This is a genomic window from Pseudomonas sp. P4_C8, from assembly GCF_056401975.1.
On record NZ_JBFUIH010000005.1, the window covers coordinates 76,784 to 99,050 of the forward strand.

The following is a 22,267-nucleotide window of genomic DNA, read 5'->3' on the forward strand; positions in this document are numbered from 1 at the left end:
AGACTTACAAAAATCCCGGCTCAAAAAACACAAAAGCCCCGATCTCAACAATCGGGGCTTTTTGGTTCTACAGACATCCCTCAGTCACGCAAATCCGACTCATGTATCGGCTGTTCCCGGTGCGTCGCTCGCTGGTACTGCGCTGGCCAGATAGCCTTGCGCCCACCCAGATCATCATCGGCATGCAGCGGCCAATACGGATCGCGCAACAGTTCTCGCGCCAGGAAAATGATGTCTGCCTGGCACGTGCGCAAGATGTGCTCGGCCTGAGCCGGCTCGGTAATCATGCCGACCGTGCCAGTGGCAATGCCCGACTCCTTGCGCACGCGCTCGGCGAAGCGGGTTTGATAGCCGGGACCTGTCGGAATTTCGGCATTGGCCGCCGTACCGCCCGACGAAACGTCGATCAAGTCCACGCCCAACGCTTGGAGGCGTCGCGCCAGCTCCACGGTTTCATCCGGGTTCCAGCCGTCTTCCACCCAATCGGTGGCCGACACCCGCACGAACAGCGGCAGCTCTTCAGGCCACACCGCACGCACCGCTTCGGTAACTTGCAGCACCAGCCGAATACGGTTCTCGAACGAGCCGCCATATTGATCGCGCCGCTGATTGCTCAGGGGCGACAGAAATTGATGCAGCAGGTAACCGTGGGCGGCGTGTATTTCGACCACTTTGAAACCGGCCGTCAGTGCACGCTTGGCCGAGTCAACAAAGGCCTGAACGACCTCAGCGATCTCGCTTTCATCGAGTTGCCGTGGGTGGGTGTGCTGCGGGTCAAAGGCAATCGTCGACGGGCCCACCGGCACCCAGCCGCCGTCTTCGGGTTTAACGCTGCCATGTTTGCCGAGCCACGGCCGATGGGTGCTGGCCTTACGCCCGGCGTGCGCCAACTGGATGCCGGCCACAGCGCCCTGAGCGGCGATAAAGCGCGTAATGCGTTGCAGGGGTTCAATCTGTTCGTCGTTCCACAGACCAAGGTCCTGGGCGGTGATGCGCCCGTCGGCGGTGACCGCCGTGGCTTCGGTAAACACCAGGCCGGCGCCGCCGACCGCGCGACTGCCGAGGTGGACAAGGTGCCAGTCATTGGCCAGCCCATCAACGCTGGAGTACTGACACATCGGGGATACCGCGATACGGTTGAGAAGGGTCAATTGACGCAGGGTATAGGGTTCAAGCAGCAGACTCATGGGTCACCTCTCGTATCAGTGGGCAGGCTCCAGGGTTCTGTTTGAAAAGTCGACGAGTGACAGGAAAAAAAGGCGCAGCACCCGCCCCCGCGGGCAAAAAATTCGACAAGACGTCACAAGGATAATCAAGCAGTGATTAGAGCCTAGTCGACATCGGGGAGATGGGGGAGGGTTCCGGGGATAATTGGCGTCAGGAAGATCGCTATCGCGGGCAAGCCTTGCTCCTGTAGGAGCAAGGCTTGCCCGCGATGGGCTTAACGCGGTTCGATGTGGGCAATCATCAGCTGCACGGTCTCGTTACCGCGAAACTCGTTGAGGTCGAGTTTGTAGGCCAATTCCACCCACTTGATAGTCGGATTCGGCCAGATTTCGCGGTCGATGCCGAAGGCGATACCGTCCAGTTTCACCGAACCGCATTCGCTTTTCAGTACTACTTTCAGGTGGCGTTCACCGACGACGCGCTGTTCAACCAACTGGAACACGCCATGGAACAACGGTTCCGGGAAGTGCTGTCCCCAAGGACCGGCATGACGCAGGGCTCGGGCCAGTTCAAGGTGGAATTCTTCGACCGCCAGCGTGCCGTCCGACAGCAGGCGCCCCGTCAGGTCTTCTTCGCGCAATTGCCGGCGCACTTCAGCGTCGAATGCCTCGGCGAACAGCGGAAAATTCGCTTCCGGCAGTGTCAGGCCAGCGGCCATGGCGTGGCCGCCGTATTTGCTGATCAGGTTGGGATGCTGGGCCGCCACCACGCTCAACGCGTCGCGAATGTGGAACCCCTGAACCGAACGCCCCGAGCCCTTGAGTAAACCATCACCAGCATCGGCAAAGGCGATGGTCGGCCGGAAATAGCGCTCTTTCATACGCGAAGCGAGGATACCGATGACACCCTGGTGCCATTCGGGATCAAACAGGCACAAACCGAATGGCATCGACTCGACCGGCAAATCCTTCAGTTGCGCCAGCGCTTCACGCTGCATGCCCTGCTCGATGGATTTGCGGTCCTGGTTCATACCGTCGAGTTGCACAGCCATTTCCCGCGCCAGACCCGCGTCTTCAGTGAGCAGACACTCGATCCCCAGGCTCATGTCGTCCAGGCGTCCTGCCGCGTTCAGGCGCGGGCCTACAATGAAGCCCAAATCCGTGGAAGTGATGCGGGCATGATCACGTTTGGCCACTTCAAGAATCGCCTTGATCCCCGGCCGGGCACGTCCGGCGCGAATCCGCTCCAGGCCCTGGTGCACCAGTATCCGGTTGTTGGCATCCAGCGGCACCACGTCAGCGACGCTGCCCAGCGCTACCAGGTCCAGCAACTCGCCAATGTTCGGCTGCGGCGTGCTCTCGTACCAGCCGAGCCTGCGCAAACGCGCGCGAAGCGCCATCAGCACATAGAAAATCACCCCGACGCCGGCCAGCGCCTTGCTCGGGAAGTCGCACCCTGGCTGGTTAGGGTTGACGATGGCGTCGGCCAGCGGCAGTTCGTCACCGGGCAAGTGATGGTCGGTGACCAGCACCTTAAGACCATGTTTCTTCGCCGCAGCGACACCTTCGACACTGGAAATACCGTTGTCCACGGTGATCAGCAATTGCGGAGTGCGAGTCAACGCCACTTCGACTATTTCCGGCGTCAGGCCGTAGCCATACTCAAACCGGTTCGGCACCAGGTAATCGACATGAGCCGCGCCCAGCAGGCGCAATCCCAATACACCCACGGTACTGGCCGTCGCACCATCGGCGTCAAAGTCGCCGACAATCAGAATCCGCTGCCGCTGATCCAACGCCGTCACCAGCAAATCCACGGCGGCATCAATGCCCTTGAGCTGCTGAAACGGAATCAGCCGCGCCAGGCTTTTGTCCAGTTCAGCCTCGGTCAGTACGCCCCGCGCCGCGTACAGGCGGGTCAGCAGCGGCGGCAGATCACCGAGAAATGGCAGGGTGTCGGGCAACAGGCGAGGTTCGATGCGCATGGGGTGACAGGTGCTTCTCTTGAATACGTAGGATAAAACCGGGTGAAATGGGCCCGCAGCGAATAATCAGCCGCGTTCGCCGCTCAACCATTGCAACTGGACTTCGTGTTGACCACGGTCGTCAGTGACGAAAATCGTCCCTTCGCTGATCATCACGTCCCACTTGATTACCCGTGGCATGTCTTTGGCCAGGGTTTCCAGGACTTCCTGAGGCACGGCAGCAATGTGCACGTTTTTCAGGTTTTTGATGGCCGGGATCACTTTGGTTTCCCAGACGCGCAAGCTGCCGTAGGCCAGCAAACTGGTGCGTTCGGTGCGACGCGAGCACCAGGTCAGGCGATCGGCGTCTGGCTGGCCGACTTCGATCCAGTGCAGGACGCGATCGTCCAGGCTCTTTTCCCACAGGGCTGGTTCATCCACGTCTGACAGACCACGACCGAATGACAGTTGCTCGTTGTACCAGAAGGCATAGGCCAGCAGCCGTACGGTCATGCGTTCTTCGGTTTCCGAAGGGTGACGGGCGATGGTCTGCTTCACGCTCTCGTAAACGCTGCGGTCGAGGTCGGTGAGATTCAGTTCAAACTTGTAGGTCGTGGACGGCTGGGCCATGAACGGGCTTCTTGATACGAGGAAAGGCGGCAAGTCTAACCGATGCTGTAGGCAATCATCGAACTGAAGGCGATTCTGCTTGCTCGTCTGACGTTCGGCTATGTTAAAACGCTGTATTCGCTCAGCCTTTGTCCTACAGGATCCCGCATGCCGCTCTCCGGAAAACCGCTCTCAGGTCTGAAAGTCATTGAATTGGGTACGCTGATCGCCGGGCCGTTTGCCTCRCGCATTTGCGGCGAGTTTGGCGCCGAAGTGATCAAGATCGAATCCCCCGACGGCGGCGATCCGTTGCGCAAATGGCGAAAAATGTATGAGGGTACCTCGCTATGGTGGTTCGTTCAGGCGCGTAACAAAAAGTCCCTGACCCTGAACCTGAAACACCCCGACGGCCTGACGATTCTGAAAAAGCTGCTCAGTGAAGCGGACATCCTGATCGAGAATTTTCGCCCTGGCGTCCTGGAGAAGCTCGGACTGGGCTGGGAAGTTCTGCACGCGCTTAACCCGAAACTGGTGATGGTGCGCCTCTCCGGTTTCGGTCAGACCGGGCCGATGAAAGATCAGCCAGGGTTTGGCGCCGTCGGTGAGTCCATGGGCGGCCTGCGCTACATCACCGGGTTCGAGGATCGGCCACCGGTGCGCACCGGGATTTCCATCGGCGACTCGATTGCGGCGCTCTGGGGTGTAATAGGCGCGCTGATGGCCCTGCGTCATCGCGAAGTGAACGGCGGCCTCGGCCAAGTGGTCGATGTGGCGCTGTATGAAGCGATCTTCGCGATGATGGAAAGCATGGTGCCGGAGTTCGATGTGTTTGGTTTCATTCGCGAACGCACCGGTAACATCATGCCGGGTATTACGCCCTCCTCGATCCACACCAGCGCCGACGGCAAACACGTGCAGATCGGCGCCAATGGCGATGCGATTTTCAAACGGTTCATGCTGATCATCGGCCGCGAAGACCTGGCCAATGACCCGGTGCTGGCCAGCAACGACGGGCGTGACAGCCGCCGCGACGAGATTTATGGCGTGATCGACCGCTGGGTCAACTCGCTGCCGCTGGACACGGTCATCGAACAATTGAATCAGGCCGACGTGCCGGCCAGTCGGATCTTCAGCGCTGAAGACATGTTCAGCGATCCGCAGTACCTGGCCCGGGAAATGTTCCTGCAGGCCAAGCTTCCGGATGGCAAAGATTTCAAAATGCCGGGCATTGTGCCGAAACTCTCAGAGACACCCGGCACTTCAGAATGGGTCGGGCCGCAACTGGGTGAGCACAACGTACAGGTGCTCCAGGAACTTGGCTATGACGCGCTGCAAATCGCACAATTGCGCAAAGAAGGGGCTATCTAAGGTGATGCGTTGACTATCCGATTCGTGGCACAGGTCGGGCATTAGCCCATCGCAGGCAAAAAGAAACCCCGAGAAGTGGGGAGACGACTCGGGGTCAAACGTGGCCTACATAAAGACCCGTAGCAGCAAGCTACAAGCACCGGAGCACAATGCTTGATCTTGCCGTTACGGGGTCTGACTGACCTTGGCGCAGGAAGGTTCCCACAAAAGTCACTTCAATTTCGGCTGGCCAGGATTTTGTCCTGGGCCGCATTGCGCAACGCCGCGATGACACAGGGCTCCAGCCGTCCTTCGGCAATGAGCACGTCGCGGTGCAATCCATCGACGACGTCGGTCAGCAGACGCTTGTCGGTCAGCTGAGCCTGATTGAAGACCCGTTCGACGACAATCGCGCCCGTCGTATTCTTCAGTGTCACCAGGCATTCACTGCGGGCACCCGACGGGGTCAGTGTGACCTGATAGGGGCTCAGCGCCTCACCGAGCAATAGACTGATACTTTCCATCTCGATCACCACTCAATAGTCCGAAAACAAAGTGCCTGGGGCCTGCTCACAATAAATGACCACTGGCCCGAGAAGAAAGTTCTGGATTTCAGGTGCAGGCGCGTCGGCGCCTCTGGTTGATAGAGCATGCACGTCGAAGATGACAAGGAGAAAACAACGGCTTCACTCTCCTCTTCGCCGACTTCTGTCGGTCCAGCCCCCCAATAAACCTCGCAATTGGCCGTCGGCGCTGTAGAACGGCACCGTCCATTGGTAAACGTTTCTGACGCCATTGTGGAACATCAATTGACGTTCAATGAATTGGGGCTTGCGCGTGGCAAGTTGGGCGATAAATTCGGCATGCAACTGTTCGGCGGTCGCTTTGGGCAGAAGGTCGAGTTCGATCAACAGCCGCCCCTGAACCTGATCGAAACGGGTCGACAAGCCTTCTTCATAACTCTTGTTGCACATGACCATCCGCCCTTCCAGATCACGCACAAACATCGGGTCGGGCATCGCGTCCATCAACGCGTGCTGGAAGGCCAGTTGATCGCTGAGACTTTTCTCGGCCTTCAGACGTTGCTGGATCAACACCGCCAGACGTCGATTCCAGAGCAAGGACAACAGGCCGAACACGCTGACGATGCAAACGCCCCAGCAACCCCACTGGGTGAACCGTTGCCAGGCAGTCGGCGCATGCACCGGGCCGATTCCGTTGAGCCACTTCAAGCGAATGGCGCGCAACTCGGCAGGCGCAAACGCCTCAAGCGCCTTGTTGAGGATGCTCAGCAACTGCGGCTGACCTTTGCGTATCGTCAGGTAGTCCGCTTCCCATTTGCCCTCAATCGTACGCCCCACCTTAAGTTGCCCCAATGGAAAGAGCTGCGCGCCGGTTTCGTTTTCGATGGTCGCGTAAGCTTCGCCGCTCTCGACCAGCGCCCGGGCCTCGGCATACGTTTTGACCGAACGTAGCTCGATGGACGGATAGTCACGACGAATCATCGACTCCAGCGCGTGCCTGGCCGGCAGCACCAGCACCCTTTTCATCAGTTGCTCCAGAGACTGGACCTCAGGCACTCCCGCCTGCCCGACAAACACCCACCCCGCCCCACCGAATGCATGACTGAAATCCAGGAACGTCTTGCGCTCGTCGTTCATCGCCAGCGTGGTGCTCATGTCCGCCGCGCCACTCTCCAGTCTTTCAAGCAACTGGGCGTTGGAGAACGACTCTTCGTGGACAAACTGCAACCCCGTCATCGCACTGATGCGGTTGAGGACATCGTTGTTCAAACCGCTCCATTGGCCGTGCTCATCCTTGAACAGATACAGCGGGTATTGCGTGGACGCGACGATAACTTGGGGGTGTTCGGCCAACCATTTTTTTTCTTGGGCATCCAGCTCGATCATCGCGCCAATGACAGATCCCTTTGCCTCGGGAATCGCCAATTGTGCTGACAGCGCCGTTTGAACCAAGCCGATGGCACTGATTAAAAACACCCAGCACACGGCTGGTTTGAACCCTCTACAAAACCGCATTGCCACTTCCTTCGTGATCAACTCACCCTTTCCTCATGGGTGAAAACGCGACAAGTGTGGCATGCAGAAATGAGAAAGCCCGTCAGGAGACGGGCTTCAAAATGTGACAGCTTTTACCGGTTACAGGGGCTTGCCGCGGTTGCCATGCTGACTGACAAAGGCCTGCACGGCTTTCAGGTCGTTTGGCAACACGGTGCAACGCTCATCTCTCTCAAACAAATCAGAAAGATGTACAGGGAGCTCAAGCGCTTTTCCTACGCCAGCCTTCTCCACTGCGTCCGGGAATTTGACCGGATGCGCCGTGCCAAGGATCACCATTGGAATATCCAGACTGCGACGGCACTCGCGCGCAGCCTTCACGCCGATAGCAGTGTGTGGATCCAGCAGCTCGCCGGTTTGCTCGTACACTTCGGCGATGGTTTCGCAGGTTTGCACGTCGTCCACGGCCAGCGAATCAAACAGTTTGCGGGCTTCGGTCCAGCGCTCCTCTTCGACGCTGAAACCGCCGCCCTGCTTGAAGCTGTCCATCAGCCCGGCAATCGCCGCGCCGTTGCGACCGTGCAGGTCGAACAGCAGTCGTTCGAAGTTCGACGACACCATGATGTCCATCGACGGCGACAGCGTGGCGTGCAGGGTTTCCTTGACGTACTGGTTGCCGCTCATGAAGCGGTGCAGGATGTCGTTGCGGTTGGTGGCGACGATCAACTGGTTGATTGGCAGGCCCATGTTGCGCGCCAGGTAACCGGCGAAGATGTCGCCGAAGTTGCCGGTTGGCACCGAGAAGGATACCGAACGCGCCGGGCCACCCAATTGCAGCGATGCGTGGAAGTAGTAGACGATCTGGGCCATGATCCGCGCCCAGTTGATCGAGTTCACCGCGACCAGACGCGTGCCTTTGAGGAAGCTCTGATCGGCGAAGCTCGCCTTGACCATTTCCTGGCAGTCATCGAAGTTACCTTCGATGGCGATGTTGTGGATGTTCTCGCCGAAGATGGTGGTCATCTGCCGACGCTGTACTTCGGACACGCGGTTGTGCGGGTGCAGGATGAAGATGTCGACGTTTTCGCAATGCTTGCAGCCTTCGATGGCGGCCGAGCCGGTATCACCGGAAGTAGCGCCGACAATCACCACGCGCTCGCCGCGCTTTTCCAGCACGTAGTCGAGCAGGCGACCGAGCAGTTGCAGGGCGAAGTCTTTAAACGCCAGGGTCGGGCCGTGGAACAGCTCCAGCACCCATTCATTGCCGTTCAACTGACGCAGTGGCGCGACGGCGTTGTGCGAGAACACACCGTACGTTTCTTCGAGAATCTTTTTGAAATCGGCATCGGGAATGCTGCCGGTCACGAACGGGCGCATCACCCGGAAAGCCAGTTCGTGATACGGCAGGCCGGCCCAGGAAGCGATTTCTTCCTGGGTGAAACGTGGCAGGTTTTCCGGGACGTACAAACCGCCGTCGGTGGCGAGACCGGCCAGCAGGACGTCTTCGAAATTCAGGGCCGGTGCCTGGCCGCGGGTACTGATATAACGCATGACTGGCTCCAATGGACAGTGTTCGAAAACCCGGGCGTTATTACAACGCCCGGTGAACAAAAACGACTTAGTTCAGGTGCTCGACGCGGATCCGTACAACCGGACCGACAACACCGGACAACGCTTCAAGGGCGGCAATCGCGTCATTCATGTGCTGTTCGAGCACACGGTGAGTCAGCAGGATCATCGGCACCAGACCGTCATGCTCTTCCACTTCTTTCTGCATGATCGATTCGATGTTGATGCCACGCTCCGACAGGATGCTCGCCACCTGGGCCAACACGCCCGGATGGTCCTTGGCCTGAATGCGCAGGTAGTAGGCGCTTTCGCAGGCTTCGATCGGCAGGATCGGGTGCGCCGACAGCGAATCCGGCTGGAAAGCCAAGTGCGGTACGCGGTTTTCCGGGTCGGAGGTCATGGCGCGAACCACGTCCACCAGGTCGGCGATCACCGACGAAGCGGTTGGCTCCATGCCAGCACCCGCGCCGTAGAACAACGTCGAACCGGCAGCGTCGCCATTGACCATGACCGCATTCATCACGCCGTTGACGTTGGCGATCAGGCGATCGGCCGGGATCAGCGTCGGGTGTACGCGCAGTTCGATACCGGCCGCAGTGCTGCGTGCCACACCAAGGTGCTTGATGCGGTAGCCCAGCGCTTCGGCGTAGTTCACGTCAGCGGTGGTCAGCTTGGTGATGCCTTCGGTGTAGGCCTTGTCGAATTGCAACGGGATACCGAACGCAATGGAAGCCAGGATCGTCAGCTTGTGGGCTGCGTCGATGCCTTCAACGTCGAAAGTCGGATCGGCTTCGGCGTAACCCAGGGCTTGCGCCTCGGCCAGCACGTCTTCAAAGGTTCGGCCCTTTTCACGCATTTCGGTGAGGATGAAGTTGCCGGTGCCATTGATGATCCCGGCGACCCAGTTGATGCGGTTAGCAGACAGGCCTTCACGGATCGCCTTGATCACCGGAATGCCGCCGGCCACAGCCGCTTCGAACGCCACAATCACGCCTTTCTCGCGAGCCTTGGCGAAAATTTCATTACCGTGAACGGCAATCAGTGCCTTGTTCGCGGTGACCACATGCTTGCCATTCTCGATGGCCTTGAGTACCAGCTCGCGGGCAACGGTGTAGCCGCCCATCAGCTCTATAACGATGTCGATCTCAGGGTTCGTGGCCACTTCGAAGACATCGTTGGTAATCGCAATACCGGTCGTCTGGAACTGAGGCTTTGGCGTGCGCATGGCAATTTGTGCCACTTCGATTCCACGCCCGGCACGACGAGCAATTTCCTCGGCGTTGCGCTGAAGTACGTTGAAGGTACCGCCACCGACGGTTCCTAACCCACAGATGCCTACTTTGACCGGTTTCACTGTGAACTCCCCATAAAACGGCCGACTCAAGGTCGGCCGTGAAAACAACCGCGTGCTCGCGGTTCCCTATTAATGCCCCGGCGATGATGCTGCCGGACCATGATCGTCAATGGCTGACCGTGACGATGCGAATTTACTTCGCGCTCAGTGCCAGTTTGGCGACTTGTGGCGCAGGCTGGTAGCCCGGAATGACCTGACCGTCGGCCAAAACGATGGCCGGTGTGCCGTTCACGCCAATCGACTGACCAAGAGCGAACTGTTTGGAAACCGGGTTATCGCACTTGGCGGCCTTGATTTCCTTGCCATCGACCATTTTGTCCATGGCCGCTTTCTTGTCTTTCGAGCACCAGACCGCTTGCAGCTGTTCGTCACCCGGCGAGCCCAGGCCCTGGCGCGGGAACGCGACATAACGTACTTCGATGCCGCGCTTGTTCAGCTCAGGCACTTCGGCGTGCAGTTTGTGGCAGTACGGGCAGGTGGTGTCGGTGAACACGGTGATGTGCGACTTGGTTTCGCCGATGGCTGGATACACCACGGTTTCCGCGACAGGAATGTCATTGACCAGTTTGGAAACGCCCAGGCGTTCGGTCTTCTCGGTCAGGTTGACCGGTTTACCATCCTTGAGCTGGAACAGGTAGCCCTGAACCACGTACTGGCCGTCGGCGCTGGCATACAACACGCGGCTGCCCTTGAGTTTGACTTCGTACATCCCTGGCAGAGGGCTGGCCGTGATGGTTTCGACGGGCACGTCGAGCTGGAGGTTTTCCAGGCTTTTACGAATGGCTTTGTCGGCCGCGTCATCGGCGACGGCAAAGGTGCTGACCAACGCAATGGCAGCGGCGGCGAAAATCTGGGTCAGACGCATGAGAACTCCTGAAGGCGGACAAATGAAACGATCAGAACGCCCGTACCGAAACACCGGGTCATAACCGCCCATCGTGCAAACCGACAAAGCCTACCACATAAGGCCCGTATGGCCGAATGCGCCTGTCGCCAGAGATTTTGAGAGCACCGAAGAACCTGTAGGAGTGAGACCGGCTTGCCGGCGATAGCGGTAGTCCTGACAACACAGCGGTGACTGACAGACCGCCATCGCGAGCAGGCTCACTCCTACAGGGATTTTGTTCAGCCTCTGGGGTGATGTTTGGCGTGCAGGTCCTGCAAGCGCGCCCGGGCAACATGAGTGTAGATCTGAGTAGTCGACAAATCGCTGTGGCCAAGCAGCATTTGCACCACGCGCAAGTCGGCACCGTGGTTGAGCAGGTGCGTCGCAAAAGCGTGACGCAAGGTGTGCGGCGACAGCGACTTGCCGATCCCGGCGACCTTGGCCTGGTGCTTGATGCGATGCCAGAAGGTCTGGCGGGTCATCTGCTCGCCGCGCAAACTGGGGAACAGTACATCGCTGGGACGCCCGCCGAGCAACTCTCCACGGGCGTCGCGCATGTAGCGCTCGACCCAGACAATCGCCTCCTCACCCATCGGCACCAGGCGCTCCTTGCTGCCCTTGCCCATCACCCTGAGCACACCCTGGCGCAAATTGACCTGTTCCAGCGTCAGGCTGATCAGCTCTGTCACCCGCAAACCACAGGCATAAAGCACTTCGAGCATGGCGCGGTCACGCTGGCCGATGGCTTCACTCAAATCCGGCGCCTTGAGCAAGGCTTCGACGTCGGCTTCCGACAGGGATTTAGGCAAAGGCCTACCCAGCTGCGGCATGTCTACGCGCAAGGTCGGATCGACGGCGATCAACTTTTCCCGCAGCAAGTAGCGATAGAACCCACGCACACCCGAGAGGAATCGCGCCGTGGAACGGGGTTTGTAGTTCTGCTCCAGACGCCAGGCCAGGTGATCGAGGATCAATTCCCGTCCGGCGTTGACCAGTTCCAACCCCTTCTCCTGCAGCCAGCCGTTGAACAAGGCCAGGTCGCTGCGATAGGCATCGCGAGTGTTGTCGGAAAGGCCTTTTTCCAGCCAGAGGGCGTCGAGGAACTGGTCTATCAGTGGGTGATCAATGGCAGGCATAAAGGCTCAGGCAAGGCAGGAAACGACTGAAAAGTGACTGACAGTCTTTCATAGCACGCGCACTCGCGGAACCATTGCCGGCATAAATCGCAGGCAACAAAAAAGCAGCCCGCAGGCTGCTTTTTTCTGCATCGGAAGCTGGACTTAAGCCAGTTTTTCCTTGATGCGAGCTGCTTTACCGGACAGGTCACGCAGGTAGTACAGCTTGGCTTTACGTACGTCACCGCGACGTTTAACGGCCATGCTGTCGATTTGCGGGCTGTAGGTCTGGAAAGTACGCTCTACGCCAACACCGTTGGAGATTTTACGAACGGTGAAAGCACTGTTTACGCCGCGGTTACGCTTGGCGATAACAACACCTTCGAACGCTTGCAGACGCGAACGGTCGCCTTCCTTCACTTTCACCTGAACGACAATGGTGTCGCCCGGGGCAAAGGTAGGGATCTCTTTGGTCATCTGCTCTGCTTCGAGTGCAAGGATGATTTTGTTAGTCATGCTGTGCTCCTAAGGTAAATCGTCGGATCTACCATCGATACGTTGTTAACTATCGTCCCGCTCGCGGATGTATTCCTCGAGCAGCTTCTTCTCTTCTCCAGAAAGCGAGCGGCTTTCCAGAAGATCGGCGCGTCGTTCAAAGGTCCTACCAAGGGACTGCTGTAAACGCCAACGCCGGATATGCGCGTGATTGCCACTTAGCAACACGTCGGGAACACGCTGATCCGCATACACCTCCGGTCGGGTGTAGTGCGGGCAATCCAGCAGACCATCCGTAAAGGAATCTTCCTCGGCGGAGTCCGCATGCCCTAAAGCTCCAGGCAGCAGTCGTGTAACCGCATCGATCAGGACCATCGCCGGCAGCTCGCCGCCAGACAGTACATAGTCGCCAATCGACCACTCTTCATCGACATGAGTATCTATAAAACGCTCGTCAATGCCTTCATAGCGGCCGGCAATCAGGATCAATGCATCCAGATTCGCCAACTCGCGCACCGCCGACTGAGTCAGTTGACGGCCTTGGGGGGACAGGTAAATTACCTTCGCCGCCTCCCCGGCTGCTGCCTTGGCCTGAACCAGTGCATCTTCCAGGGGCTTGATCTTCATCACCATGCCCGGACCACCGCCAAATGGGCGATCATCCACAGTGTGATGTCGATCCGTCGTGTAGTCTCGCGGGTTCCAACAGGTGAGCTGCAAGAGCCCCTGTTTCACCGCCCGACTGGTGATGCCGTACTCGCTGATGGCGGAGAACATCTCGGGAAACAAACTGATCACTTCTACGCGCAAGTTAGCCACGCTTAGAAGTCCGCGTCCCAATCCACCTTCATCTCGCCTGCGGCCAGGTCGACAACCAACACGCATTGCTCCGTATAGGGCAACAGGCGTTCGCGATCATCCAGGCTGCCAGCGCAAGGCTTGACCACCATTACATCATTGGCGCCGGTTTCCAGAAGATGATCGATTTTCCCGAGCAATTGCCCGAGTTGATCAATAACCTTCAGACCTTCCAGCTGGTACCAGTAGTACTCGCCGTCGGTCAATTCAGGGAACAGGTTGCGCGGCACACAGATCTCATAACCGGCCAGAAGACGTGCTTCTTCACGATCATCAAGACCCTTGAGCTTTGCGACCAGGAACTTGTCGTTCCCACGTCCGCTGACCAGCTCGACCTGTTTCACATTGCCTTCGCGCTTGAGCGTCCAGGTTTTGTACTGCAACAGGTTTTCAGTCGGATCAGTAAAGGAATACACCTTCACTTCGCCGCGAACGCCATGAACCGAATAAATTTTGCCGATAACGATCAAATCATCAGCAACAGCTGGCGTCGCGTTCATATTGCTCAGGCCGCAGCCTTAGCCGCGTCCTTCAACAACTGAGCAACACGCTCAGAAGGTTGTGCACCAACGCTCAGCCAGTAGGCTACGCGCTCTTGGTTCACGGACAGACGGACTTCTTGACCACGAGCAACAGGGTTGAAGAAACCAACCTGTTCCTTGTGCGAACCGTCGCGCGGGTTGCGGCTGTCGGTTACGGTCAAGTGGTAAAACGGGCGCTTTTTGGAGCCGCCAAGGGCAAGACGGATTGTTAGCATGTGAACATCGTTCCTGTAGTCGGTGCTGCAAATCTAAAGGCACAGCGGGCATAGGTGCCCGAAAGGCCGCATATTCTAAGGAATATCCGGACTTTTGCAAATGTCTTTTTCCGGCGGCCTATCGGACGCCATCCAGATTTGCTATAGAGCCGTCGTTGAAAACGGCCAGTCAGCTCCCGCCAAGTGCGGGTTTGCTGGAGATCCCACATTGCTGTGGTACTGCGCCGACATCACTGGCGGCGCGGATTCTTTACATTTTCGGCATGCCGCCGCCGGGCAACATACCGCCCATGCCGCGCATCATTTTGGCCATTCCGCCTTTGGCGGAGAATTTCTTCATCATCTTCTGCATCTGCTTGTGCTGCTTGATCAAGCGACCGATGTCCTGCACCTGAGTGCCGGAACCCATGGCGATCCGGCGCTTGCGCGAACCGCTGATCATCTCAGGGTCGCGGCGCTCGGCCGGGGTCATGGAGTTGATAATGGCTTCCATCTGCTTGAATTGCTTTTCTGCCGCACCCTGGGCATTGCCCATCTGCGCCAGGTTCACACCGCCCATGTTCGGCAGTTTGTCCATGAGCCCGCCGAGGCCGCCCATGTTCTTCATTTGTTGCAACTGATCGCGGAAGTCTTCGAGGTCGAAGCCCTTGCCCTTCTTCAGTTTCTTGGCCAGTTTGTCGGCCTTGTCTTTGTCGAGGGTCGCTTCGGCTTGTTCGATCAGGCTAAGGACGTCGCCCATGCCGAGGATGCGCGAAGCAATACGCTCAGGGTGGAACGGATCGAGCGCTTCGCTCTTCTCGCCCATACCGATGAACTTGATCGGCTTGCCGGTGATGGCGCGAACAGACAGGGCGGCACCGCCACGGGCATCGCCGTCGACCTTGGTCAGGATCACGCCGGTCAGCGGCAGCGCATCACCAAACGCCTTGGCGGTGTTGGCGGCGTCCTGGCCGGTCATGGCGTCAACCACGAACAGGGTTTCGATCGGATTGATCGCGGCATGCAGCGCCTTGATCTCGCCCATCATCTCTTCGTCGATGTGCAAACGACCGGCGGTATCGACGATGACCACGTCGATGAATTTCAGTTTTGCTTCTTTAATAGCCGCTTGCGCGATGTCGACCGGCTTCTGACTCAGGTCAGACGGGAAGAAGGTAACACCGACTTCACCGGCGAGCATTTCCAGCTGTTTGATGGCCGCTGGACGGTAAACGTCCGCCGACACGACCATGACCGACTTCTTCTTGCGCTCTTTAAGGAAGCGCGCAAGCTTGCCGGCGGTGGTGGTTTTACCCGCACCCTGCAAACCGGCCATCAGGATCACGGCAGGTGGAACGGCGCTCAGGTTCAGGTCTTCGTTGGCCGCGCCCATCAGGCTTTCGAGCTCGGCCTGGACGATCTTCACAAAGGCCTGGCCCGGCGTCAGGCTGCGCGACACCTCGGTGCCGACAGCGCGTTCCTTGACCGAATTGACGAAGTCTTTGACCACTGGCAAGGCGACGTCGGCTTCGAGCAACGCCATGCGCACTTCACGCAGGGTGTCTTTGATGTTGTCTTCGGTCAGCTTGGCCTTGCCGGTGACATGGCGCAGCGTCTGCGAGAGACGGTCGGTTAAGTTTTCAAACATTGCGCGATCCTTTCAGGCCCTGTGTAGACCGGGATAATGGCGGCCCAGACCGGAATAAACATGTGCTCGGCGAGCCTGCGGCGTGGGCAGGTCGCGGATTATAGCGAAGACTGCGTCTGGCGGACACCTCACACTTTCGTGCAGCGGGGGTTCTATGCCAAACTCAGCGCCTTTCGGGCTTGCCTAACAGGATTTATGCTCCCCTTGTCACCCAGTTTGCTTACCACTCTCGCCGCCGCCTGCTTATATGCCGCTGCGACTCTTTATCAGGGCTCTCGTCTGGCCACCGGCGCCAAGGCGAACAAGCGCCTGCTGGTCACGCTCGGCGTGCTGGCTGTCCTGGCTCACAGCGCCAGCCTGTTCACCTACCTGCTGACGCCGATCGGCCTGGGCCTGGACTTTTTCAGCGCCGCCAGTCTGATTGCCGCCGCTGTCATCGCGCTGACCCTGCTGGCCTGCTCGCGGATCCCGGTGGAAAACCTGCTGATATTGCTGTTCCCGCTGGGGGCCACGACCGTACTGTTGGCGCAGTTCGCCCCGGCCGGCACCGTACAGATCATCGACGAAGAACCAGGCATCCTCGCCCATATCCTGCTGTCGATCCTCGCTTACGGCATGTTCACCATTGCGGCGTTCCAGTCCTTGTTACTGCTGGTTCAGGACCATCAGCTCAAGCACAAACATCCGTCAGGGCTGATCAAGAACTTCCCGCCGCTGCAAACCATGGAAAGCCTGCTGTTCGGTTTCCTGTGGGCCGGCTGGACCCTGCTATCGTTGTCGTTGATCTCCGGCTGGCTGTTTGTCGACAACCTGTTCGCCCAGCACCTGGTGCATAAAACCTTGCTGGCGTGCCTGGCCTGGATTGTCTTCAGTGTGCTGCTGTGGGGCCGTAACCGTCTCGGCTGGCGCGGACACAAGGCAATTCGCTGGACCCTGGCCGGTTTCTGCCTGCTGATGCTGGCGTATTTCGGCAGCAAGCTGGTTCGTGAATACATCCTGCATATCTGACGAGCGGCATTAATGGACGACTTGCCCCTAGGGCCGATGCTCGCGGTATTGGCCCTGCTGATTTTATGGTCGGGGCTGTTTACCGCCATCGAAGTGGCACAACAGCAGTTGCTGGCCCAGCGGACTGCCTCGCGCTCGAGCGACAAGCCGGTGGCGAAGCTGAGCTTTCCACTCAACAGTCTGATCTTCTGCAATACCCTGTGCCGTGCGCTGGTCATGGTCATCAGCACGTTGCTGGCGATTTTCACCTGGGCGGGCAACGGCCCATGGGTCGCCTGCGTCGGCGCCGGCGCCGCGCTCCTGGTGTTCGCCGACTACCTGCCGCGCACCCTCGCCTCTCGCTACCCTGACGCGGTGCTGAACCTGGGCAACACCTTGCTCGGCGCGCCACTGAAAATCATTTACCCGGCCGCCTGGCTACTCAATGGCTTCAGCCAGTTGCTGATGCGACCGTTCGCCCGCAAAGTCAAAGTGGTGCAGCAGAGCGAAGACGAAACACCGACGGATCGAAACGACGATCACGACCATAGCGTCTGCCGCCCGCACCCACTGTCCGGCATCCATGCGCTGGACAACATCACGGTCAACGACATTCTGGTGCCCCGCAGTGACGTCGACGGTATCAACCTCGACGACCCGATTGAAGAAATCATCGAGCAATTACGCCATAACAAACGCACGCGCCTGCCGGTGTTCCACAGCGACATCAACCAGGTCGAAGCGGTGCTCAACACCCGGCACATCCGTCATTTGCTGCCAGATGCCAACCTGACGATGGAAGCGCTGATGGCGGCCAGCCATGACCCTTATTTCGTCCCGGAAAGCACCCCGCTGCAGCTGCAACTGCTGAACTTCCACAAACAGCAGCGGCGCTTGGGCATGGTGGTCGACGAGTACGGCGAAGTGCTCGGTATCGTCACTCTGGAAGACATTCTTGAAGAAATCGTCGGCGAATTCGAAAGCCAGCACAGCCTGGACAACCCGCACATCCATCCTCAGGCCGACGGACGTCTGGTGATCGAGGGTGCGGCGTCGATTCGCGAACTGAACAAGAGCCTGGGCTGGCATCTGCCCAGCGATGGCCCGAAAACCCTTAACGGGTTGGTGACCGAGGCCCTTGAGACGATTCCGGACAGCGCGGTATGCCTGAAGATCGGTCGCTATCGTCTGGAGATTCTGGAAACGGAAGACAACCGCGTCACGCGGGTGCTGATCTGGCATACCAGCTCAGTTCCAGTGGTCATATAAGCCCCTTGTTCAATCGTTAGGCACCTTCCTATAATCGGGGCGCTTACCCAAGCCCCGCCTCACTCCAGTGCTACCCGCACTCCGCTGCAAAACCCACATCCCTGGGTGTTCGACCATAATAATTCGCTCCACTGGGGCACATGACTGTCAGGGATAACCGCATGACGACCAGCACGACTTATACCGAAACCACGCCCGCGCAACCGACGAACTCCGCCACCCGGGTGGCCACCGCGAGTTTCATCGGCACCGCCATCGAGTTTTACGACTTCTACGTATACGCCACCGCAGCAGCGTTGGTGATCGGGCCGGTGTTCTTTCCGCAGACCTCCGGCACCGCCCAAATGTTGTCGGCGTTTCTCACCTTCGGCATCGCCTTTCTTGCGCGGCCGCTGGGTTCTGCACTGTTCGGCCACTTCGGTGACCGCATCGGGCGAAAATCGACTCTCGTCGCCTCGCTGCTGCTGATGGGCGTCTGCACCACGCTGATCGGCGTATTGCCGGGCTACGACAGCATTGGCGCCTGGGCGCCGATCCTGCTTTGCGTGCTGCGCTTCGGCCAAGGCTTGGGGCTGGGCGGTGAATGGGGTGGTGCGGCGCTGCTGGCCACGGAGAACGCGCCCAAAGGCAAACGCGCCTGGTTCGGCATGTTCCCGCAGCTTGGTCCTTCGATTGGCTTTCTGGCGGCAAACGGCCTGTTTCTGACCTTGGCCATGACCCTGAACGACGAGCAGTTCCGCTCATGGGGCTGGCGAATTCCATTCCTGCTCAGCGCCGTACTGGTGATGGTCGGGTTGTACGTGCGCCTCAAGCTCCACGAAACCCCGGTGTTCGCCAATGCCATGGCCCGTCAGGAACGGGTGAAAATCCCGCTGGTCGAGCTGTTCAGCCAATACTGGGCACCGATGCTGCTGGGCGCTGGCTCGATGGTGGTGTGCTATGCGCTGTTCTATATCTCGACGGTGTTTTCGCTGAGCTATGGCGTGTCGACCCTCGGTTACACCCGTGAAACCTTCCTCGCCTTACTGTGCTTCGCGGTGCTGTTCATGGCCGCCGCAACGCCATTGTCGGCGTGGGCCAGCGACCGTTACGGGCGCAAACCGGTGCTGATCATCGGTGGCGTGTTAGCGATTCTGTCCGGATTCTTGATGGAACCGCTGCTGACTCACGGCTCGACCTGGGGTGTGGCGCTGTTTCTGTGCATCGAACTGTTTCTGATGGGCGTGACGTTTGCACCGATGGGTGCGCTGCTGCCGGAGCTGTTTCCGACTCACGTTCGCTATACCGGTGCGTCGGCGGCCTACAACCTGGGTGGGATCGTCGGTGCCTCGGCGGCGCCGTTCTTTGCGCAGAAACTGGTGGCGATGGGTGGTTTGAGTTATGTCGGGGGGTATGTGTCGGCGGCGGCGGTGCTGAGCCTGATTGCGGTGCTGTGCCTGAAGGAGACGCGTCACAACGATTTGAATCGGGTTGCCTGACAGGCCGCCATCGCGAGCAAGCTCGCTCCCACAGGGGACCGCGTTCCAACAGAAAGAATGCGATTCAATGTGGGAGCGAGTTTGCTCGCGATAGCCGCGCCTCGGTTACAGCTCTACCACGACAGCCTGAGAAGCGCGGGTAGCCTTGGCGCGAGCCAATTCAATCGATTCATCCCGCGCCAACGCCACACCCATCCGGCGCTGACCATTCACCTCTGGCTTGCCAAACAAACGCAACGCCGTGTCCGGCTCGCTCAACGCAGCACCCAGGTTGGCGAAAGCGGTCTGGGTCGACTGTCCTTCCACCAGAATTACCGCTGAAGCCGAAGGCCCGAACTGGCGGATCAACGGAATCGGCAGCCCCAGAATCGCCCGCGCGTGCAGCGCGAACTGCGACAGGTCCTGAGAAATCAGGGTCACCAGGCCAGTGTCATGCGGGCGCGGCGAGACTTCGCTGAACCACACCTGATCACCTTTGATGAACAACTCGACGCCAAACAAACCACGACCGCCCAACGCCTCGGTGACAGCTTTGGCCACGCGCTCGGACTCAGCCAAAGCAATCGGGCTCATGGCTTGTGGCTGCCAGGATTCCTGATAATCGCCCTTCTCCTGACGGTGACCGACCGGCGCACAGAACGTGGTGCCGCCGACATGACGCACGGTCAGCAGGGTGATTTCGTAATCGAAGTCGATGAAGCCTTCGATGATCACACGCCCTTTACCGGCGCGACCGCCTTCTTGCGCGTAGTCCCACGCGGTTTTGACGTCATCGGCGCTACGCAACAGGCTCTGGCCTTTGCCCGAGGAACTCATCACCGGCTTGACCACGCACGGGAAGCCGAGGTCTTCGACCGCTTTGCTGTAATCCTCAAAGGTGTCGGCGAAGTGGTACGGCGAGGTCGGCAAGTCCAGCTCTTCGGCGGCCAGGCGACGGATGCCTTCGCGGTTCATGGTCAGTTGTGCAGCCCGCGCGGTCGGAATCACGGTGAAGCCTTCAGCTTCCAGTTCGACCAGGGTGGCGGTGGCGATGGCTTCGATTTCCGGCACGATGAAGTGCGGTTTCTCGGCTTCGATCACTGCACGCAGGGCAGCGCCATCGAGCATGTTGATCACGTGGCTGCGATGTGCGACTTGCATGGCCGGCGCGTTGGCGTAACGATCCACGGCAATTACTTCAACGCCCAGGCGTTGCAGCTCGATCACCACTTCCTTGCCCAACTCACCACAGCCACACAGCAATACGCGGGTCGCGGTTGGCGACAATGGAGTTCCGATACGGGTCATCTCAGGTCCTCAAGAAGCGGATCATCGAGGGAAGCGCGCTTCCCATGGGGAGAAAGCGCGGCATTTTACATGAACCAGAGGGTTTAGCTTCAGCTGACGAGGGCCTGTTTGCGCAAGCGCCAGGCCATGATCAGCCACACGGCGGTCACGCCAGCGAACTTCGAGCCCATGGCAGTGAGGATCACACCGGGGGTGAAGGCGTCGATCATGCCGAAGAAGATGAAGGTATCGAGGGGAATGCTCAGCGCCGAACTTATCCACAGACGATCGTGCAACGGGCGTTTGGTGATGCTGAACACCAGCCAGTCGATGCACTCGGACACCGCGAATGCCGTGGCGCTGGCCAACGCGATGGACGGATCGGAGGTGACGTAGGACAACACCAACGCGGCCAGCATAGCTGCGATGGCGCCGTGGCCGAAGCGGGTCTGCACCATGTCGCGGAGCACGAACACCAGACCACCCCAGGCCGACCAGATGATGTCGAGGTGCGGGGCGGTGGAAAAGGCGTAGTTGATCAGCACGACGCTGCTGATGTAGGCGATCAGGAAGAGCATGGGCCGTGGGGATACCTGTCAATTTGGCGCACAGGGTACTTCAGGAGACAGGATGGACCAAGAGCGGAGGTGGCAGTGATGGCCTCTTCGCGAGCAGGCTCGCTCCCACATTAGTTCAGTGTTGCTCACACATGATATGGACAACATCAGTCAATGTGGGAGCGAGCCTGCTCGCGAAGGCCGCACCTCATTTATCCGATTTTGCTCCGATCATCCAGATCAACCCGCTGGATTTTGCACGCTCATGACACAACCCCAACACCTTACGGCGCTCTTCGTTGTCCATTCGGCTCCAACGGGTAATCTCTTCCACCGTGCGCTGACACCCGGTGCAAATGTCATCGTCATCCAATGCGCAAATATTCACACAGGGCGATGGCACCGGTCGTTCAGTGGTGTTCATTCTTCCTGCTCGACCAGATCACGGGCATAGCGCTGCGAGTTATGCACATAGTGAGCGGCACTGGCCTCCAGCATCTTTTTCTGCGGCTCAGTCAGTTCACGCACCACTTTCCCCGGCGAGCCCATGACCAGCGAACCATCGGGAATCTCCTTGCCCTCGCCAATCAGCGAATTGGCGCCGATGATGCAGTTTTTGCCAATTTTCGCGCCGTTCAGAATGACCGCGTTTATACCGATCAAGCTGTAATCACCCACGGTGCAACCATGCAGCATGGCGTTATGGCCAATGGTCACGCCGGTGCCGATGGTCAGCGGGTAGCCCATGTCGGTGTGCATCACCGTGCCGTCCTGAACATTGCTGTTCTTGCCGATCAGGATCAGTTCGTTATCGCCCCGCAGCACGGCGTTGAACCAGACATTGGCGCCCTCTTCCAGTTTGACCTTGCCCACCAGCACAGCATTGGGTGCGACCCAGCTCTGCGGATGGGTTTCGACGCGGGCGTCGCCCAGGCGATATTTCAT

General features: G+C 58.9%; 22 protein-coding genes. 4 read left to right on the forward strand and 18 right to left on the reverse strand.

Annotated elements, in window-relative coordinates; translation table 11 throughout:
* Positions 1-80 precede the first annotated feature (80 nt).
* The 3 genes from AC1DWM_RS04205 to AC1DWM_RS04215 all read right to left on the reverse strand — a co-directional run bounded on the left by AC1DWM_RS04205 (position 81) and on the right by AC1DWM_RS04215 (position 3,760).
* Complete coding sequence (locus AC1DWM_RS04205) at positions 81-1,187, reverse strand: NADH:flavin oxidoreductase/NADH oxidase (protein WP_223512002.1); 1,107 nt, start codon at positions 1,185-1,187, stop codon at positions 81-83.
* A 254-nt stretch (positions 1,188-1,441) separates the two neighbouring features.
* Complete coding sequence (gene recJ, locus AC1DWM_RS04210; protein ID WP_477794685.1) at positions 1,442-3,151, reverse strand: single-stranded-DNA-specific exonuclease RecJ; 1,710 nt, start codon at positions 3,149-3,151, stop codon at positions 1,442-1,444.
* Between the two features lie 66 nt (positions 3,152-3,217).
* Entirely contained in the window at positions 3,218-3,760 is a 543-nt protein-coding gene (locus AC1DWM_RS04215) for a YaeQ family protein (protein WP_007897614.1), read from the reverse strand.
* Between the two features lie 147 nt (positions 3,761-3,907).
* Between AC1DWM_RS04215 and AC1DWM_RS04220 the strand changes: the two genes are divergently transcribed.
* Positions 3,908-5,107, forward strand: coding sequence for a CaiB/BaiF CoA transferase family protein (locus tag AC1DWM_RS04220; protein ID WP_223512004.1), 1,200 nt, complete (start codon positions 3,908-3,910; stop codon positions 5,105-5,107).
* A gap of 215 nt (positions 5,108-5,322) precedes the next feature.
* On the opposite strand, the gene AC1DWM_RS04225 is transcribed toward AC1DWM_RS04220, so the two are convergent.
* The 11 genes from AC1DWM_RS04225 to ffh form a co-directional block, all read right to left on the reverse strand.
* Positions 5,323-5,610 carry a DUF3509 domain-containing protein gene (locus AC1DWM_RS04225; RefSeq protein WP_223512005.1) on the reverse strand — a complete coding sequence of 96 codons (288 nt, stop codon included), beginning with the start codon at positions 5,608-5,610 and terminating at the stop codon, positions 5,323-5,325.
* A gap of 162 nt (positions 5,611-5,772) precedes the next feature.
* The gene (locus AC1DWM_RS04230) at positions 5,773-7,125 is read right to left on the reverse strand and encodes a transporter substrate-binding domain-containing protein (protein ID WP_477794686.1); all 1,353 of its coding nucleotides are present in this window, start codon (positions 7,123-7,125) and stop codon (positions 5,773-5,775) included.
* 120 nt (positions 7,126-7,245) lie between these two features.
* Entirely contained in the window at positions 7,246-8,655 is a 1,410-nt protein-coding gene (gene thrC, locus AC1DWM_RS04235) for a threonine synthase (protein WP_223512009.1), read from the reverse strand.
* Positions 8,656-8,722: 67 nt separating this feature from the next.
* On the reverse strand, positions 8,723-10,027 hold the full coding sequence (locus AC1DWM_RS04240) for a homoserine dehydrogenase (protein ID WP_223512011.1): 1,305 nt from the start codon (positions 10,025-10,027) through the stop codon (positions 8,723-8,725).
* Positions 10,028-10,160: 133 nt separating this feature from the next.
* On the reverse strand, positions 10,161-10,892 hold the full coding sequence (gene dsbC, locus AC1DWM_RS04245) for a bifunctional protein-disulfide isomerase/oxidoreductase DsbC (RefSeq protein WP_223512013.1): 732 nt from the start codon (positions 10,890-10,892) through the stop codon (positions 10,161-10,163).
* A 260-nt stretch (positions 10,893-11,152) separates the two neighbouring features.
* Complete coding sequence (gene xerD / locus AC1DWM_RS04250) at positions 11,153-12,049, reverse strand: site-specific tyrosine recombinase XerD (protein WP_477794687.1); 897 nt, start codon at positions 12,047-12,049, stop codon at positions 11,153-11,155.
* Positions 12,050-12,193: 144 nt separating this feature from the next.
* On the reverse strand, positions 12,194-12,544 hold the full coding sequence (rplS, locus tag AC1DWM_RS04255) for a 50S ribosomal protein L19 (RefSeq protein ID WP_003175895.1): 351 nt from the start codon (positions 12,542-12,544) through the stop codon (positions 12,194-12,196).
* 45 nt (positions 12,545-12,589) lie between these two features.
* Positions 12,590-13,342 carry a tRNA (guanosine(37)-N1)-methyltransferase TrmD gene (trmD, locus tag AC1DWM_RS04260; RefSeq protein ID WP_007944874.1) on the reverse strand — a complete coding sequence of 251 codons (753 nt, stop codon included), beginning with the start codon at positions 13,340-13,342 and terminating at the stop codon, positions 12,590-12,592.
* 2 nt (positions 13,343-13,344) lie between these two features.
* Positions 13,345-13,881, reverse strand: a complete 537-nt coding sequence (rimM, locus tag AC1DWM_RS04265) for a ribosome maturation factor RimM (RefSeq protein WP_477794688.1) — start codon at positions 13,879-13,881, stop codon at positions 13,345-13,347.
* Positions 13,882-13,886: 5 nt separating this feature from the next.
* The gene (rpsP, locus tag AC1DWM_RS04270; RefSeq protein WP_007944872.1) at positions 13,887-14,138 is read right to left on the reverse strand and encodes a 30S ribosomal protein S16; all 252 of its coding nucleotides are present in this window, start codon (positions 14,136-14,138) and stop codon (positions 13,887-13,889) included.
* A gap of 250 nt (positions 14,139-14,388) precedes the next feature.
* Positions 14,389-15,765: a signal recognition particle protein gene (ffh, locus tag AC1DWM_RS04275; RefSeq protein WP_223512017.1), complete on the reverse strand. Its 1,377-nt coding sequence runs from the start codon at positions 15,763-15,765 to the stop codon at positions 14,389-14,391.
* A gap of 195 nt (positions 15,766-15,960) precedes the next feature.
* Here ffh and AC1DWM_RS04280 point away from each other — a divergent pair, with 195 nt between their 5' ends.
* The 3 genes from AC1DWM_RS04280 to AC1DWM_RS04290 all read left to right on the forward strand — a co-directional run bounded on the left by AC1DWM_RS04280 (position 15,961) and on the right by AC1DWM_RS04290 (position 19,499).
* Positions 15,961-16,773, forward strand: coding sequence for a cytochrome C assembly family protein (locus AC1DWM_RS04280; protein ID WP_477794689.1), 813 nt, complete (start codon positions 15,961-15,963; stop codon positions 16,771-16,773).
* 12 nt (positions 16,774-16,785) lie between these two features.
* Positions 16,786-18,021, forward strand: coding sequence for a transporter associated domain-containing protein (locus AC1DWM_RS04285; protein ID WP_477794690.1), 1,236 nt, complete (start codon positions 16,786-16,788; stop codon positions 18,019-18,021).
* Between the two features lie 161 nt (positions 18,022-18,182).
* A complete protein-coding gene (locus AC1DWM_RS04290) occupies positions 18,183-19,499 on the forward strand; it encodes an MFS transporter (protein WP_223512020.1) in 1,317 nt (438 codons plus the stop codon).
* A 105-nt stretch (positions 19,500-19,604) separates the two neighbouring features.
* On the opposite strand, the gene purT is transcribed toward AC1DWM_RS04290, so the two are convergent.
* The 4 genes from purT to AC1DWM_RS04310 all read right to left on the reverse strand — a co-directional run bounded on the left by purT (position 19,605) and on the right by AC1DWM_RS04310 (position 22,267).
* The gene (gene purT, locus AC1DWM_RS04295) at positions 19,605-20,786 is read right to left on the reverse strand and encodes a formate-dependent phosphoribosylglycinamide formyltransferase (protein WP_477794691.1); all 1,182 of its coding nucleotides are present in this window, start codon (positions 20,784-20,786) and stop codon (positions 19,605-19,607) included.
* A gap of 89 nt (positions 20,787-20,875) precedes the next feature.
* Complete coding sequence (locus tag AC1DWM_RS04300) at positions 20,876-21,343, reverse strand: 7-cyano-7-deazaguanine/7-aminomethyl-7-deazaguanine transporter (RefSeq protein WP_223512022.1); 468 nt, start codon at positions 21,341-21,343, stop codon at positions 20,876-20,878.
* A gap of 187 nt (positions 21,344-21,530) precedes the next feature.
* The gene (locus AC1DWM_RS04305) at positions 21,531-21,746 is read right to left on the reverse strand and encodes a DUF1289 domain-containing protein (RefSeq protein ID WP_223512023.1); all 216 of its coding nucleotides are present in this window, start codon (positions 21,744-21,746) and stop codon (positions 21,531-21,533) included.
* Positions 21,743-22,267: a gamma carbonic anhydrase family protein gene (locus AC1DWM_RS04310; RefSeq protein ID WP_007954617.1), complete on the reverse strand. Its 525-nt coding sequence runs from the start codon at positions 22,265-22,267 to the stop codon at positions 21,743-21,745. The genes AC1DWM_RS04305 and AC1DWM_RS04310 overlap by 4 nt, the downstream gene beginning before the upstream one ends.

What these genes read in the sequence shown, in the direction of transcription:
- AC1DWM_RS04205 (WP_223512002.1), bottom strand. Translation starts at nt 1,187, where the DNA reads ATGAGTCTGCTGCTTGAACCCTATACCCTGCGTCAATTGACCCTTCTC.
- recJ (WP_477794685.1), bottom strand. Translation starts at nt 3,151, where the DNA reads ATGCGCATCGAACCTCGCCTGTTGCCCGACACCCTGCCATTTCTCGGT.
- AC1DWM_RS04215 (WP_007897614.1), bottom strand. Translation starts at nt 3,760, where the DNA reads ATGGCCCAGCCGTCCACGACCTACAAGTTTGAACTGAATCTCACCGAC.
- AC1DWM_RS04225 (WP_223512005.1), bottom strand. Translation starts at nt 5,610, where the DNA reads ATGGAAAGTATCAGTCTATTGCTCGGTGAGGCGCTGAGCCCCTATCAG.
- AC1DWM_RS04230 (WP_477794686.1), bottom strand. Translation starts at nt 7,125, where the DNA reads ATGCGGTTTTGTAGAGGGTTCAAACCAGCCGTGTGCTGGGTGTTTTTA.
- thrC (WP_223512009.1), bottom strand. Translation starts at nt 8,655, where the DNA reads ATGCGTTATATCAGTACCCGCGGCCAGGCACCGGCCCTGAATTTCGAA.
- dsbC (WP_223512013.1), bottom strand. Translation starts at nt 10,892, where the DNA reads ATGCGTCTGACCCAGATTTTCGCCGCCGCTGCCATTGCGTTGGTCAGC.
- xerD (WP_477794687.1), bottom strand. Translation starts at nt 12,049, where the DNA reads ATGCCTGCCATTGATCACCCACTGATAGACCAGTTCCTCGACGCCCTC.
- rplS (WP_003175895.1), bottom strand. Translation starts at nt 12,544, where the DNA reads ATGACTAACAAAATCATCCTTGCACTCGAAGCAGAGCAGATGACCAAA.
- rimM (WP_477794688.1), bottom strand. Translation starts at nt 13,881, where the DNA reads ATGAACGCGACGCCAGCTGTTGCTGATGATTTGATCGTTATCGGCAAA.
- rpsP (WP_007944872.1), bottom strand. Translation starts at nt 14,138, where the DNA reads ATGCTAACAATCCGTCTTGCCCTTGGCGGCTCCAAAAAGCGCCCGTTT.
- ffh (WP_223512017.1), bottom strand. Translation starts at nt 15,765, where the DNA reads ATGTTTGAAAACTTAACCGACCGTCTCTCGCAGACGCTGCGCCATGTC.
- AC1DWM_RS04280 (WP_477794689.1), top strand. Translation starts at nt 15,961, where the DNA reads ATGCTCCCCTTGTCACCCAGTTTGCTTACCACTCTCGCCGCCGCCTGC.
- AC1DWM_RS04285 (WP_477794690.1), top strand. Translation starts at nt 16,786, where the DNA reads ATGGACGACTTGCCCCTAGGGCCGATGCTCGCGGTATTGGCCCTGCTG.
- AC1DWM_RS04290 (WP_223512020.1), top strand. Translation starts at nt 18,183, where the DNA reads ATGACGACCAGCACGACTTATACCGAAACCACGCCCGCGCAACCGACG.
- purT (WP_477794691.1), bottom strand. Translation starts at nt 20,786, where the DNA reads ATGACCCGTATCGGAACTCCATTGTCGCCAACCGCGACCCGCGTATTG.
- AC1DWM_RS04300 (WP_223512022.1), bottom strand. Translation starts at nt 21,343, where the DNA reads ATGCTCTTCCTGATCGCCTACATCAGCAGCGTCGTGCTGATCAACTAC.
- AC1DWM_RS04305 (WP_223512023.1), bottom strand. Translation starts at nt 21,746, where the DNA reads ATGAACACCACTGAACGACCGGTGCCATCGCCCTGTGTGAATATTTGC.
- AC1DWM_RS04310 (WP_007954617.1), bottom strand. Translation starts at nt 22,267, where the DNA reads ATGAAATATCGCCTGGGCGACGCCCGCGTCGAAACCCATCCGCAGAGC.